This window comes from Nocardia sp. NPDC058497 (assembly GCF_042720195.1).
GTDB lineage: Bacteria > Actinomycetota > Actinomycetes > Mycobacteriales > Mycobacteriaceae > Nocardia.
In genome coordinates this window covers 1-13,413 of the sequence record NZ_JBHXMY010000113.1, presented here as the reverse complement: position 1 = coordinate 13,413, position 13,413 = coordinate 1, and the positions used below count along the sequence as shown (strand labels likewise).

At 69.3% G+C, this 13,413-nt stretch carries 11 protein-coding genes; 8 read left to right on the top strand and 3 right to left on the bottom strand.

Going from position 1 to position 13,413, the window contains the following annotated elements:
• Positions 1–71 precede the first annotated feature (71 nt).
• Positions 72–2,363, top strand: a complete 2,292-nt coding sequence (locus ACFWPJ_RS10800; RefSeq protein WP_378849596.1) for a LuxR C-terminal-related transcriptional regulator — start codon at positions 72–74, stop codon at positions 2,361–2,363.
• Between the two features lie 167 nt (positions 2,364–2,530).
• Positions 2,531–4,426 (top strand): alkyl/aryl-sulfatase, encoded by a 1,896-nt coding sequence (locus ACFWPJ_RS10795; RefSeq protein WP_378849595.1) that lies wholly within the window; start codon positions 2,531–2,533, stop codon positions 4,424–4,426.
• Between the two features lie 62 nt (positions 4,427–4,488).
• Here ACFWPJ_RS10795 and ACFWPJ_RS10790 read toward each other — a convergent pair whose 3' ends face one another.
• The 3 genes from ACFWPJ_RS10790 to ACFWPJ_RS10780 form a co-directional block, all read right to left on the bottom strand.
• Complete coding sequence (locus ACFWPJ_RS10790; RefSeq protein ID WP_378849594.1) at positions 4,489–4,683, bottom strand: SHOCT domain-containing protein; 195 nt, start codon at positions 4,681–4,683, stop codon at positions 4,489–4,491.
• Positions 4,684–4,696: 13 nt separating this feature from the next.
• Complete coding sequence (locus tag ACFWPJ_RS10785; protein WP_378849592.1) at positions 4,697–5,128, bottom strand: DUF6325 family protein; 432 nt, start codon at positions 5,126–5,128, stop codon at positions 4,697–4,699.
• A 196-nt stretch (positions 5,129–5,324) separates the two neighbouring features.
• A complete protein-coding gene (locus tag ACFWPJ_RS10780) occupies positions 5,325–5,945 on the bottom strand; it encodes a TetR/AcrR family transcriptional regulator (RefSeq protein ID WP_378849590.1) in 621 nt (206 codons plus the stop codon).
• Positions 5,946–6,061: 116 nt separating this feature from the next.
• On the opposite strand from ACFWPJ_RS10780, the gene ACFWPJ_RS10775 reads away from it, so the two are divergent.
• The 6 genes from ACFWPJ_RS10775 (at position 6,062) to ACFWPJ_RS10750 (ending at position 13,377) form a co-directional block, all read left to right on the top strand.
• On the top strand, positions 6,062–7,432 hold the full coding sequence (locus tag ACFWPJ_RS10775) for a flavin-containing monooxygenase (protein WP_378849588.1): 1,371 nt from the start codon (positions 6,062–6,064) through the stop codon (positions 7,430–7,432).
• Positions 7,432–8,577, top strand: coding sequence for a serine hydrolase domain-containing protein (locus tag ACFWPJ_RS10770; protein ID WP_378849587.1), 1,146 nt, complete (start codon positions 7,432–7,434; stop codon positions 8,575–8,577). Before ACFWPJ_RS10775 ends, ACFWPJ_RS10770 begins: the two co-directional genes overlap by 1 nt.
• A 2-nt stretch (positions 8,578–8,579) precedes the next feature.
• Positions 8,580–9,620 (top strand): NAD(P)-dependent alcohol dehydrogenase, encoded by a 1,041-nt coding sequence (locus ACFWPJ_RS10765; RefSeq protein WP_378849598.1) that lies wholly within the window; start codon positions 8,580–8,582, stop codon positions 9,618–9,620.
• A gap of 11 nt (positions 9,621–9,631) precedes the next feature.
• The gene (locus tag ACFWPJ_RS10760) at positions 9,632–11,278 is read left to right on the top strand and encodes a class I adenylate-forming enzyme family protein (protein WP_378849585.1); all 1,647 of its coding nucleotides are present in this window, start codon (positions 9,632–9,634) and stop codon (positions 11,276–11,278) included.
• Positions 11,279–11,290: 12 nt separating this feature from the next.
• A complete protein-coding gene (locus tag ACFWPJ_RS10755; protein WP_378849584.1) occupies positions 11,291–13,030 on the top strand; it encodes an amidohydrolase family protein in 1,740 nt (579 codons plus the stop codon).
• Positions 13,031–13,143: 113 nt separating this feature from the next.
• Positions 13,144–13,377, top strand: coding sequence for a hypothetical protein (locus ACFWPJ_RS10750; RefSeq protein WP_378849582.1), 234 nt, complete (start codon positions 13,144–13,146; stop codon positions 13,375–13,377).
• The last annotated feature ends 36 nt before the right edge of the window (positions 13,378–13,413 follow it).

Here is a 13,413-nt window from a genome sequence, read left to right as displayed (position 1 = left end):
GTTGTTGTTTTTTATTGTAGTGTTTTTCCCGTCTCTCGTCTCTCTCTACTATACACTCCACTTTGCCGTGTGTGTTCGCCGCCGGTGCGCTGCGCACCCCGGTCGACCAGGCGGCCGACCTGGTCGACGCCATGACGATCACCCTCGAACGCGCCGTCCTGGTCATCGACGACGCCCACCTGCTCACCGACCCGCTGCAACTGGCAGGCCTGGAATACCTGCTCGCCCACCTGCCCGCGACGGTCACCGTGCTGATCGCGGGCCGGTTCGATCCGCCGTTGCGCTGGCACGCGCTGGAATTGGCGGGCAAGCTCACCCGGATCGGCGTCGCCGAACTGACGTTGTCACCGGAGCGGATCGCCCAGCTGTTCATCCAGCACGGCTGCCGGCTCGACGACACCGAACTGGCCATGGTGCACACCCTCACCCGCGGCTGGGCCGCGCTGGTGCGGATCGCGGCGATCTACCTGGCCGCCAATGCCGAGGACCGCGACACCGCGCTCACCACCCTGGCCAGGCCCTCGCACGCGGTCGCCGATTTCCTCGTCGCCGAGCTGATGCAGTCGCTGCCTGCCCGCACCCTCGAATTCCTGCTCGTCACCGCGATTCCCAGCCGCTTCAGCCTGCCGCTGGCCGAGGAGCTGGCGGGGGAGAACGCGGCGCGAATCGTCGACGAGTTGCTGCGCGCCAACTTCCCCATGCACACCGTCGCGCACGCGGGGGAGCTGTGGCACACCTACCACCCGCTGTTGCGCGCGTACCTGCTGGCCGAGGCGACGCACACCAGGGCCGACCGGCTGCCCGCCGTGCACCGCCGGGTCGCCGAGTGGTTCGGCGCCGCGGCGATGCCCGGCCCCGCGCTCGACCACGTCCTGGCCGAACCGGGAGCGCCCGGCCTGGTCCCGTTCCTGCGGGACTGGGGACTGCGGATGGTCCTCGACGGCACCGGGCACCTGCTGCTCGCCGCACTCGAGCACGTCCCCGAGCTGTCCGAGGACACCTTCGTGCGCCTGCTGCGCGCGGCCGTCGCGGTGGAGGCGGGTGAGATCGCCACCGCCGAGGTCTATCTCGAAGCCGCCCACGTCGGGCCCGAGCAGGTCTCGCGGCTGGTACCCGTCGGGTGGACCGATGCGCTCGACCGGGCCGTCAGCGCGGGAGTCGCTGTCCTGGTGGGTGATTCGGCGTCGATGAGCTGGCCGCTGCCCGCGGTGACCGGCCAGCCCGATCTCGACTGCTACGCGGCGATGCACTGCGGCACCGCGCAGATCTCCGGCGGTGAGATCGACAGCGGCACAGCGGCTTTGCGGCACGCGATCGTGCACGCCGAGGAAACGGGACTCGGCCGCGTCGCGGTGCGCGCGCGGACGGCATCGGCCATCGCCGCGGGGTACGCGGGCAGGGTCGGCGAGCTGCGCGCGCTGGCCGGCGCCGCGATCGACTGCGCCGACCGCTACGACCTCACCCACGCGCCCGAGGCCGCGTTCGCCCGGGTGATCGCGGCCTACGGCGCCTACCAGCAAGGCGAGTCCGTCGAGCCGCCACTGCCCGGCCTGCCCGGCGGCCCGCTGGTCGAGGCCACCGCACCCGCGCCGGTGCGCCAGGCCGCGGTCATGACCGGCGTGCTGATGTTCGACGCGGCACCCGACCGCGCGGCCGCCGCCACCGCGCTGTGCAAGCAGGTGCACCGGCTGCTCGACGATGCCCCGGGATTGTTCGGCATCGGGGCGCTGGTCACCGATGTGCTGTGGCTGCTGCTGCGCCTGCAAGCCAGGGCCGACGCCCAGCACCTGGTCGACCACGCGACCCGGGTATTCGGCCCGACCCCGCAGACGGCCGTCGCCGACGCGGGCCTCGCCGTCTACACCCATCGCCCCGCCGCGGCGCTGACGCTGCTCGAGCCGCTGCTCGGCGGCCCGCCGCAACTGAACACCCGATCGCTGGTCGCGGCCTGGCTGCTGGTCGGTGTCGCCGCCGACCGTCTCGATCGCCCGCGCAAGGTCGACGACGCGTTCGAGCAGGCGCTCTCGCTGGCCTGCGGGGAACGGCTGATCCGCCCGTTCCTCGATGTGCCGGGCGCCGCCGAGGTCCTGGACCGGCTGGGCGGGCGCTTCGGCCGCTTCGACGCCTTCGTCGACCTGGTCCGCTCCCACCGCGCGCCCGCCGCCGACGCACCCCAGCTCACCGACACCGAACTCGCTGTCCTGCGCCAGCTCCCGTCCGGCATGACCGCGGCCACCATCGCCGCGAACATGGGCGTCTCGGTCAACACCGTCAAGACCCACCTGCGCGGCATCTACCAGAAACTCGGCGTCAACGCCCGCGCCGAGGCCATCACCAACGCCCGCCGCGCCGGCCTGATCTGAAGCCGTGCGGCCGATTCGGCCGAAGTTCACCCCGTTCGGGTGAGGGCGCGACGGTCGCCAGGTGTGATGCTGCGAGAGCAGCGACTCGACTCAGCCCGGCGGTCACCGCCGTGCCGGTCGGCGCCGGGTCGGCGCGAGTCGCACGTCTCCGCGCGGAAAGGGATCTGATGACCACTCAGCAGGATGCCTCGGCCACCATCGAAGCAGGCAACGACACGGCCTTGCGCACGTTACCGTTCGACGACGCACAGGATTTCGCCGACGCCGAACGCGGATTCGTCGCCGCGCTGACTCCGGGAGTGGTGCGCGATGCCGCGGGGCACGTGGTGTGGAGCAGCGAGGCGTTCGCCTTCCTCGACGGCGAGTGCCCGCCCACGGTGCATCCGAGCCTGTGGCGGCAGTCGAGATTGTGCGCGATGCAAGGGTTGTACGAGGTCACCGACGGCATCTACCAGATCCGCGGACTCGACCTGTCGAACATGACCCTGGTCGAGGGCGACACCGGCGTGATCGTGATCGACCCGCTGATCTCGCTCGAGACGGCCGCGGCGGGGCTGGCGCACTACCGCGAGCATCGCGGTCACCGCCCGGTGACCGGGGTGATCTACTCGCACTCCCACATCGACCACTTCGGTGGCGTCAAAGGCGTGACCACGCAAGACGATGTCGACGCCGGTCGATGCCCGATCATCGCGCCGGTGGGATTCGCCGAGCACGCGGTGGCGGAGAACGTGTACGCGGGCACCGCGATGGCCCGCCGGGCGGCCTACATGTACGGCGCGGCACTGCCGACCGGACCGCTGGGTTCGGTCGGCGCCGGTCTCGGGCCGACGACCTCGCTCGGTCAGCCGACGCTGATCACGCCGACGATCTCCATCGAGCACACCGGCCAGGCCGTGACCGTCGACGGGGTAGCCATCGAATTCCAGATGACGCCGGGCACGGAGGCGCCCGCGGAGATGAACTTCTACTTTCCCGACCGGCGAGCACTGTGCATGGCCGAGAACGCCACCCACACCTTGCACAACCTGCTCACCTTGCGCGGCGCGCTGGTGCGTGACCCGCACGTGTGGTCGAAATATCTCACCGAGGCGATCAACCGCTACGCCGGTCGCTCCGACGTCGTGTTCGCCTCGCACCACTGGCCGACCTGGGACACCGAGCGGCTCACCGAGTACCTCTCGGTCCAGCGCGACCTCTACGGCTACCTGCACGACCAGACCCTGCGGGCACTCAACAAGGGCGCCACCGGCATCGAGATCGCCGAGACCATCGAACTGCCGCCCGCCCTGGCGAACTCGTGGTCGACCCACGGCTACTACGGCTCCGTCAGCCACAACGTGAAGGCGATCTACCAGCGGTATATGGGCTGGTTCGACGGCAATCCGGCGAACCTGTGGCAGCACACCCCGGTCGAATCCGCCCTCCGCCACCTCGATTTCATGGGTGGCGCCGACGAGGTCGTCGCCAAGGCCCGAAAGTCCTACGCCGACGGCGACTTCCGCTGGGTGGCCCAGGTGCTGAACTACGTGATCTTCGCCGAGCCGGACAACGCCGAGGCCAAGGCATTGCAGGCCGACACGCTCGAGCAGCTCGGCTACGGTTCCGAGAACGGCACCTGGCGCAACTTCTTCCTGATGGGCGCCTACGAGTTGCGCAACGGAAGCGTCGGTACCCCGACGGTGACCTCCTCACCGGATATCGGCGCGGCGCTGACGGTCGAGCAGCTCTTCGACGCGATCGCGTTGCGCGTCGACGGTCCGCGCGCCTGGTCGGCCACCATCGTCCTCGACTGGAAGCTCGCGGACACCGGAACCGTCCACCGCACCCAGCTCCGCAACGGCGTGCTCGTGCATTTCGACGTCGAGGGAGATGCCGGACCCGCCGACGCGACCTTCACCCTCACCGGAGCGGATCTGCACGCCGCCCTGATCGGCGGCGCTGACCTGGGCCGGCTGATCGCCGACGGCGGTGTCACGGTAGCCGGTGACGCCACGAAACTGGCCGAACTGGTCGGCTACCTGGATGCCCCCGACCCTGACTTCGCCATCGTGACGCCTTGATGCCGGGAGTCCCCATCAGCGCCCCCGGTCGACGATACCGGGGGCGCTTCGTGCGGGAGTTCTCAGCCGAGCAGCTGCTTCTTGGCCGCCGCGAATTCGGCATCGGAGAGCGCACCCGCCGAATGCAATTCGCTCAGTTGCCTCAACTTCCCGACCAGGTCGACCGGCGGGGCGGTGGCGGTGCCGGTGATGACCGCGGTCCGTGCCATCGTGCCGAGAAGTCCGGGCCGCCCGATGCGGCCCCGTCGTAGTGGCATGTCGCTTTCCTCTCTAGCCCGTCGCCGCGGCGGACACCGCGGATTCGACGACATCACGCGGTATCGGCACGTGCAACGCGACCTCGCCGTCGGCGTCGCGCACCGCCGTGGCCAGCCGCGCCGCCCAGCTCTGTTCGAAGACGAGGATCACCGCCGTGCTACCCGGCACCATCGACGTGCGCACGACGTCCACATCGGCGTCGCTGACCAGGTCGATGTCGGCCGCGGTCAGGCCGGTGAGACCCACCTCGGCCAGATCGTCGTCGACCTCGGATTCGGTGACCGCCCCCGCGGCGTCCATCGTCAGCACGATCAGATCCAGCAGGGTTACCAGGCCCTTCCCGACGACCTCGGCCAGCGCGTCGGCAACCGTCTCGTCGACGGCGGTACCGGGGAAGGTGAGGACGAGGAAATCGACCGGTCCCAGTGCAGGTGTTGATCCCATGGCGTGATCGTGCGCCGATCCGGCCCCACACGCCTCACCCGAATCGGGTGAACCGGCGGCGCCACCCGCGCTCTAGCGTGGGGTTCGGTGCTGCGCGGGCTCGACTGTCGACGCGGGCTCGACTGTCGAAAGGCATGCCTCATGAACGGCATCGTGGTGGCGGTGGTCGGCGCAGTAACGGTGGCTGGCCGGCGCGCTAGTCTGCGGGTGCTTGCAGCGCCGGAAACCAGACATCGGTGAGGACGGTGGCGGCCTTGTCGGCGGTGACGTCGATGGTGCCCTGCATGGCCCACCGGGTGAAGAACCGCTCGAGCTGGGCGACCAGCAGTTCGATCCGCAGCCGCGCCTCGCCGCGGCGGTGTTCGGGCCAGCGGGCGAGGTAGGCGGGCATGCTGTCGGCCAGTGTCATGATGCCCTCGCGTGCCACCGCGCGGAACTCCGGTTCGACCGCGGTGGCCTCGTCCCACGCCGGGAGCATGTCCTTGTTCACGAGAAACCAGTAGATCGCCCGGGTCATCCACTCCTCGAACGCTTCCCGGGAACCTGTGGTGAGCACCCGGTCGAGGTCGGCGTAGAACTCCCGGACGCTGGTCAGCGTGCCCTCGTTGGCGATCGCCCGCAGCACCTCGCCCTTGCTGGTGAAGTGCAGGTAGAACGTCGCCCGGCTGCACCCGACGGCGGCGACGATGTCGTCGACGCGGACATCGGAATAACCCTGGGTCTCGAACAGAGTGCGCGCGGTCTCGACGATCCTGGCCTTGGTGAGGCGTTTCTGCTCCTCACGCAACGATCCACGGCGGGCGGGTTCGGACGTCATGGGCTCATCCTAGACGATCAGCTCATTCACTAGACATGATGTCCAGTGAAGCGCTATCGTGTGTTCCACGTCACGCGGCATGGTCATCGGTGACCGAGGCCGCTCAGGAGTTGTGCATGGATACACGCGAATTGCCCAGGGTGTGCGTCATCGGCGCCGGACCTTCGGGTATCACCGTCGCCAAAAGGCTTGCCGAGTACGGCATTCCGTTCGACTGCTACGAAGCCTCCGACGAGGTGGGCGGCAATTGGTACTACAAGAACCCCAACGAGATGTCGGCCTGCTATCAGAGCCTGCACATCGACACCTCGAAGTACCGCCTGCAATTCGAGGACTTCCCCGCTCCCGAGGACTGGCCGCACTTCCCGCACCATTCCCAGCTGCTGCGGTACTTCAAGGACTACGTCGACCACTTCGGCCTGCGTGACCGGATCAGGTTCAACAGCCTGGTCACCGCCGCCGAGCGCGACGACGCGGGCCTGTGGCGGGTGACGACGGCGGCGGGTGACACCGAGGTCTACGACGCGCTGATCGTCTGCAACGGCCATCACTGGAATCCCCGATTCCCCGACTACCCGGGCGAGTTCGACGGCGTGCTGATGCACAGCCACGCCTACAACGATCCGTTCGACCCGATCGATATGCGCGGCAAACGGATCGTGGTGGTCGGCATGGGCAACTCGGGCCTCGACATCGCCTCCGAACTGTCCCAGCGCTTCCTCGCGTCGAAGCTGTTCGTCTCGGCCCGGCGCGGTGTCTGGGTGCTGCCCAAATACGTGAACGGCCAAGTGGGTGACCGCCGTTCGATGCCCTCCTGGATTCCCCCGAAGGTCGCGCTCAAGCTCAAGCAGCGATTCGTGCGGAAGAACCGCGGCGACATGCGGAACTACGGCCTGCCCGCGCCCGATCACGAGCCGTTCGAAGCGCATCCGTCGGCGAGTGAGGAATTCCTGCACCGTGCTGGCTGCGGTGACGTGGAGTGCAAGCCCGCCATCACCCGGTTGGACGGCGACACAGTGCATTTCGCCGACGGCAGCAGCGAGCGGGTCGACGTGATCGTGTGCGCCACCGGCTACCACATCAGCTTCCCGTTCTTCACCGACCCGGAGCTGGCGCCCGACGCGGCCAACCGGTTCCCGCTGTTCCAGATGATGGTCAAGCCCGGCGTGGACAACCTGTTCTATCTCGGCCTGGCCCAGCCGATGCCGACGCTGGTCAATTTCGCCGAGCAGCAGAGCAAGCTGGTCGCCGCCTACCTGACCGGCCGCTATCACCTGCCCCCCCTCGAGCAGATGGATCAGGTGCTCGGCGAGCAGGAGGCCAAACGTGCCGGGCGCTATTACGATTCGCCGCGCCACACCATCCAGACCGAGTTCGAGCCGTACGTACGCTCGATGACCAGGGAGCTGGAACGGGGCGCGAAACGGGCCGCCGCCACGGGCAACAGCCTGCCGGTGCCCGCGCGCGCGACGGCGGGGGTGGTGTGATGAGCGGAATCTCCTCGGGTTTCTGTCTGGACGAATTCGCCGGTGTGCGTGCCGCATTCGATGACCAACTCGCCTCCGGCGCCGAACTGGGTGCGGCACTGTGCGTCACCGTGGACGGCGATCCGGTGCTCGATCTGTGGGGCGGGTACGCCGATCCGGCGCAGACCACCCCGTGGGCCGCCGACACCCTGGTCAACGTCTTCTCGGTGACCAAGACGATGACGGCACTGTGCGCTTTGCTGCTGGTCGACCGCGGCGACCTCGACGTCGACCAGCGCGTTGCCCACTACTGGCCCGAGTTCGCGGCCAACGGCAAGGCCGACATCCTGGTCAGGCAGCTGCTCTCGCACACCTCGGGCGTCTCCGGCTGGGACAAACCGATCGCGCTGTCCGACATCTACGACCACGAGGAAGCCGCGGCCCGGCTGGCGACCCAGGCGCCCTGGTGGGAGCCCGGTACCGCCTCGGGCTATCACGCCATCAACTACGGCCATCTGATCGGTGAACTGGTACGCCGCATCACCGGCCGTTCGCTCGGCCGGTTCTTCGCCGAGGAACTGGCGGGCCCGCTCGGGGCCGATTTCCACATCGGTACCGGACCCGAGCACGCCGACCGGATCGCCACCCTGGTCCCGCCGGAACTGCCCGAGTTCGATCTGTCGACCCTCGACCAGGACAGCGTGCTCATCAAGACGCTCACCAGTCCCTGGCTCGAAGTCACCGAGACCGCGACACCGGCCTGGCGTGAAGCCGAGATCGGCGGGACCAACGGCCACGGCAACGCACGCTCGGTGGCCCGGATCCAGTCGCTGATCGCCAACGGCGGCGAGCTCAGCGGCAGACGGTTCCTCTCGCCCGCGACGATCGACCTGATCTTCCGTGAGCAGGCCGACGGCGTCGACCTGGCGCTGCTGACCCCGCTGCGGTTCGGCATCGGCTACGGCCTGCCCCGGCCGCAGACCTTCCCGCACATCCCCGACGGCCGGGTCTGCTGGTGGGCGGGCTACGGCGGCTCGATGGTCGTCAACGACCTGGATCGCCGGATCACCTTCGCCTACACCATGAATCGGATGGCGACGGGCCTGATCGGCTCCGACCGCTGCGACCGGTACCTGAAGGCCACCTTCGACGGAGCGACCCGATGACCATGCGTGCGATGCAGCTGACCGCGCCGGGCACCCTGGAACTGCGGACGGTGCCCGTGCCCGATATCGGCCCGGACGATCTGCTGTTGCGGGTCGGCGCCGCCGGGATCTGCCACTCGGATTCGTTCGTGCTGAGCCTGCCGTTCCCGATGAGCGACAAGCCACTCACCCTGGGCCACGAGATCGCGGGCACCATCGAGGCGGTCGGCACGCAGGTGGCTGGGCGCAGCGCCGGCGAGCGCGGGATCGTGTACCTGTGCTGGTCGTGCGGTGAATGCCGGGAGTGCTTGCGCGGCAACGAGAATGTCTGTCTGGCGGCGGGTCGCACGGCGATGCCGCCGTGTCCCGGGCTCGGCCCCGACGGCGGCATGGCCGAGTACGTCCGGATCCCCGCGCGTTCTTTCGTGCCCATCGGCGACATGGACTTCGCGCAGGCCGCACCGCTGGCCGACGCCGCGCTCACTCCGATGCACGCCATCCGCGGCGCGCTGGATCAGCTGTGGCCGGGCGCCACCGCCGTCGCCATCGGTATCGGCGGCCTGGGGCACGTCGCGGTACAGCTGCTGAAGGCGATGACGGAGACCAGGGTCATCGCCGTCGACGTGGACGCCGACAAGCTCGCCCTCGCCACCGCCTGCGGAGCCGATATCGCGCTGACAGCCGGTGACGACACCGCGGCCACCATCCTCGAACTCACCGGCGGCCGCGGCGCCGAGGCGGTCTTCGACTTCGTCGGCGCCGACGCCACCGCGAAACTCGCCGTCGAAACCGTCGCGCCCAACGGTGCCTACCGAATGGTCGGACTGGCGGGCGGCGTGCCCGGCATCGACTCCGGTCCGGCGGGCGGACCCGGCCTGCCGTGGGGCGCCACGGTACGGAAGTCCTACGGCGGCACCAGAACCGACCTGCTCGACGCGGTGGCACTGGCCGCCGCGGGCAAGGTCCGCGCCGAGATCGAACGCTTCGACCTCGCCGACGCACGCACCGCCTTCGACCGACTCGACTCCGGCGCGATCCGTGGTCGCGCCGTCCTGATTCCCTGATGGAGAAGAACATGTCCGATGCCGTAGACCCGCAGGAATTCGTGGCCAAGGTCGCCGCGGGCCTCACCGCGCCCGGCGCGCCGTTCGAACTGACCGCCGAACCCGTTCTCGGCGTGCCGATCCCGGTGCTGGCGCACCGCCGCCGCAGCCTGCGCGAACTCCTCGAGCACTCGCTGACCTGGGGCGAGGGCGACTACCTCGTCACCGAGGACCGCCGGATCTCCTTCGCCGAGCACGCCGCGGCCGCCGGCGCGCTGGCCACCGCGCTGGCCCGCCGCCACGGTGTCGGCAAGGGCGACCGCGTCGGCATCCTGGCCGCCAACGGCCCGGACTGGGTGATCGCGTTCTGGGCCGCCCAGTGCCTCGGCGCGATCCCGGTCGGCTACAACGCCTGGTGGGCGCCGCCGGAGATCGCCTACGGACTCGAGCACGCCACGCCCACCGTGCTGATCGCTGACGCGAAAAGGGCCGCGCTGGTGCCCGACACCGACATTCCGGTGCTCACCATGGAGACGGATCTGCCCGCCCTGATCGCCGAGTTCGGCGGTGGCGAAATCCCCGCGACGCCGGTCGAGGAAGACGACCCGGCCGTGATCCTCTACACCAGTGGGACCAGCGGCAGGCCCAAGGGTGTGGTGCATTCGCAGCGGAACATGGTGGCGGTCAGCGACTATCACCATTTCACCGATGCCATGCTCGCCGCGTTCGCGGGACAGCCACCCAGCGACGCGCCGAGCGATCGCCGGTATCTGGTCACCGCACCGCTGTTCCACATAGCCAGCCTGCACAACCTCGTCGTCCCGCGACTGCTGACCGGCGCCACCGTGGTGTTCCCGCACGGCGGGTTCGAGGTCGGCCGGGTGCTGAGCCTGGTCGAACGTGAGCGGGTCACCAACTGGGCCGCGGTGCCGACCATGGCCGCCCGGCTGCTGGAACACGATGTCGCCCAGCATGATCTGTCCTCGCTGGCCGCGCTCTCCCTCAACTCGGCGCCGTCCTCACCCGCGCTGCTGGCCAGTCTGCGCGCGAAGATCCCGTCCCTGCAGTTCGCCCTGACCACCAGCTACGGACTCACCGAGAGCGGCACCGCGGCGACGGTCGCCACCCCGCTGGACCTCATTGCCGACGACGCCTCCGTCGGCAGGCCGATCTTCGGTGTGGCAGTGGAGATCCGCGACGCCGACGGCAACGCCGTGCCGGACGGCGAGGAGGGCGAGATCTGCATCCGCAGCCCCTACGTCATGCTCGGCTACTGGAACGACGAGGCGGCCACCAAGTCCGCCATCGACGACGAACGCTGGTTGCGCTCCGGCGATTTCGGCACCCTGCGCGATGGCAGGCTCACCGTGTCGGGCAGGCGCACCGACCTGATCCTGCGCGGCGGGGAGAACGTGTACCCCACCGAGATCGAGAACGTGCTGTGCGAGCACCCCGCGGTCGCCGAATGCGCGGTGTTCGGGGTCGCGCATTCCGACCTCGGCCAGGAAGTGGCGGCCGTGGTGGTCGCCGAGCCGGGTGCGGTGGACCCGGAGGAACTGCGGGCCTTCGTCGCCGCGCGGCTCGCGTACTTCAAGGTGCCCGCCCGCTGGCGGATCACGTCAGATGCCTTGCCGCGCAACGCGACAGGGAAGGTCACGCGGCGCGATCTCGCGCTGTAAAGGGGTTGCGGAATGTTCGACAGCATCATCAAAGGCGGCCGCTGGTTCGACGGCACCGGCGCGGCCTCCGCGATTCGTCATCTCGGCATCAAGGACGGCAAGGTCGCCGAGATCTCGGCGACACCGCTCGACGAGACCGGCTGCCCCCGGGTCGTCGACGCCACCGGCAAGTGGGTCGTGCCGGGCATGGTCGACATCCACACCCACTACGACGTCGAGGTGCTGCTCGATCCGTCGCTGTCGGAATCGGTGCGTCACGGCGTCACGACCGTGCTGCTCGGGTCCTGCTCGCTGTCGACCGTGCATGTCGACGGGGAGATCGCCGGTGACCTGTTCGGTCGCGTCGAGGCGATCCCTCGCGCCCACGTCGTCCGCGCGGTCGAGCAGAGCAAGAGCTGGCACTCCGCGGCCGAGTACGCCGCCGCGCTCGACACGTTGCCACTGGGTCCCAATGTGGCCGGCTTCATCGGGCACTCCGACATCAGGTCCGCGGTGATGGGCCTGGACCGGGCCACCCGCAAGGACGTCGCGCCGACGGCGGCCGAACTCGCCGCGATGGCGGCCAAACTCACCGAGGCGCTCGACGCCGGGTTCGTCGGCATGTCCTCGCAGCGGCTGCTGTTCGACAAGCTCGACGGTGAGCTGTGCCGGTCCCGCACCCTGCCGTCGACGTATTCGACCAGGGCCGAACGCCGCACGCTCACCACGATCCTGCGCACGCGCGGTCGCGCGCTCCAGGGCGGACCCGACGTCAACCGGGCCGACACGATGCTGGCGATGGCGGCCAGCAGCATCGGCCTGTGGCGCGAGCCGCTCAAGGTGAGTCTGCTCTCCGCGGCCGACATCAAGGCGATTCCCGGTGTGGCCAAGGTGTTTCCGCTGCTGGCCCGTGCCGTCAACGCCCTGCGGGGGAACTTCCGCTGGCAGCATCTGCCGGTGCCGTTCGAGGTCTACTCCGACGGCATCGACCTGCCGATCTTCGAGGAATTCGGTTCCGGCGCAGCGGCTCTGCACCTGGCGAACCACATCGACGAGCAGCGCCACCTCATGCAGGACGAGCAGTACCGGCGCGCGTTCCGCAAGGACTACGACCAGAAGTACGGCCCGCGCGTGTGGCACCGCGACTTCTTCGACGCCGACATCGTCGCCTGCCCCGACCCCACCGTGATCGGTAAGACCTTCGGCCAGGTCGGCCTCGATCGGGGCGGTCTGCACCCGGTCGACGCCTTCCTCGACCTGGTCGTCGAACACGGCGCGAAACTGCGCTGGCGCACCACCATCTCCAATCATCGGCAAGAGGTGCTCAACGTCCTCGCCGCCGATCCCGGCGTCCAGCTCGGCTTCTCCGATGCCGGTGCGCACCTGCGCAATATGGCCTTCTACAACTTCGGCCTGCGCCTGCTGCGGCGGGTCGCCGACGCCGAACGCGCCGGTACCCCGTTCATGACGATCGAGCACGCGGTGCACCGGATCACCGGCGAACTCGCCGACTGGTACGGCATCGACGCCGGTCACCTGCGCGTCGGTGACCGCGCCGCCGCCGTCGTCATCGACCCGGCCCACCTCGACGACACCCTCGACGCCTACGCGGAGAACCCGATTCCGGAGTTCGACAACCTCCCGCGCATGGTCAACCGCAACGACGAGACCGTCACAGCGGTGTTCGTCGGCGGTCGGTACGTGTTCGGCGCCGGCGTCAAGGATCCTGTGCTCGGCACCGAGCGCACCGGCCGGTTCCTGCGCGCCGGGTAGCCACGGCCGAGCCCACCGGCCTGCCCGTACAGCAGGGCGGTGAGCGGTCCTCGCGCACCGATCTGCGACAGTCATGCGTGACCGGGTGGCATTCACCAGTGAGAGGACGCGACATGCCGGACGCGAACAAGATCACCTGGGGTAAACCGCGCAAGCCCAGCGACGCCGACCGCGATGCCCTGCGCGCCGACCTGCTCGCCAAGGCCCGCACCGTGCGCGCCGACGGCTGGGCGGCGCACCGCGACGAGTGGACGAACGGAGAGGCGGCCGTGGTCGCTTACGTCCTCGGCGACACCGAGGTGCTCACCGAACTCGAGGAGAACGAGGGCACCGTCCTGTGCCGCTAACCCCCCCCCCCCCTCGGGTTACGCGGCGGGCGCGCA